This is a genomic window from Actinomycetota bacterium, from assembly GCA_030682655.1.
GTDB lineage: Bacteria > Actinomycetota > Coriobacteriia > Anaerosomatales > JAUXNU01 > JAUXNU01.
Map to the genome: position 1 here is coordinate 1 of JAUXNU010000086.1, position 1,383 is coordinate 1,383.

Sequence of the window (1,383 nt, forward strand, 5' to 3'; positions counted from 1 at the left end):
CACCCAGGCCGAGACGACACGCGCCGTTGCCGTGCTCTCACACGACGCGGGTGAGGTTGAACGCCACCAGGGACTCTCCCGCCTGCTCAAGGAGGCCGATCTGCCGCACGTGCGCGTCGGGGAGGTACGGGTCTTCGACAAGGCGATTGGCCTCGAAGGACAACCCTCCGAAGAGGCGCGGGCTTCCTACGGCGGCGCGCTTCAGCTCATGCGCGAGATCGATCGTCTCGTTCGCTCCAACCGAACCCCGAGTACCACGCAGGTGAAGGGTGTCGTGCGCAGTCTCGTCGACAACGTTCTGCAGAACCGCTATGCGATGCTTCAGCTCACCGGGCTCAAGAACTACGACGAGTACACCTTCTATCATTCCGCGAACGTCGCGATCCTCGCACTGGCACTTGGTGCTGCGGTCACGACAGACTACAGGTTCCTCTCGTCACTCGGGATCGGAGCGCTTCTCCACGACATCGGGAAGCTCACGGTCGACCTCGAAATCCTCAACAAGCCAGGCGCGCTCTCGCCGGACGAGTGGGCGAACGTGCGCCAGCATCCGGTCCACGGGGCTGAGATGGCAGCGCTCATGCCGGGTCTCGACAAGTCGGCCATCGTCATCATTCTCGAGCATCACATGCGCTACGATTGCGCCGGCTACCCGCAGCGCGTGCCCGCGCGGACGCAGCACCTCACGTCGCGCATCGTAGCTGTCGCCGACTCATACGACGCGATGACGTCCCGGCGTGCGTACAGCGCGGCGCGCGTGCAGGATGAGGCGATGGCTGTCATGGTCAAGAGCGCAGGGAACTCACTCGATCCGGCCCTCGTGCGCCTCTTCGTGAGGCTCATGGGGGTCTACCCGCCGAGGTCGGTCGTTCGCTTGTCAAGCGGCGAAGTCGGGGTTGTGGTCACGCCGAGTCCGCTCGATCCGGTGCGCCCCCTCATACGTGTCATCACAACACCCGATGGGGCGATGATCGACCCGCACGATCTCGATCTCGGCGTGGACGCTGCCCGCTCGATCATCGCCTGCCTAGATCCGCGCGGGCTCAACATCGAACCTGACGATTACGTCTGACACCTGCAGGCCGACCGGACGCGGCCACTGCGACAGATAGGAGTGCGGCATGGCACAACAACCAGTCTCGCGCGCGCGCATGGTCGTGGCCATCATCGCCACGGCGGTCTTTCTCGGCATGCCGCTTCTTGGGTGGCTTGCGACGGTCTACACGGACTGGCTGTGGTATCTCGACCTCGGCGAGCAGCAGGTCTTCATCGTGCGCATCGTCTCCAGCGTGGCGACAGCAGCGATCTTCGGGGTGTTCGCATTCGCGACGATCTTCGTGAACGTGCGCATCGCGCGTGGACTTGCGCCGCGCGCTGTGCTCA

2 protein-coding genes are annotated in these 1,383 nt (G+C 64.4%); both read left to right on the forward strand.

Annotated features, from left to right (window positions below):
* Positions 1-1,072 (forward strand): HD domain-containing protein (locus Q8K99_05025; protein ID MDP2181917.1); only part of this gene is annotated, 1,072 nt, incomplete at its 5' end.
* Between the two features lie 49 nt (positions 1,073-1,121).
* Positions 1,122-1,383: UPF0182 family protein (locus Q8K99_05030; GenBank protein MDP2181918.1), on the forward strand; the 262-nt coding region annotated here is incomplete at its 3' end.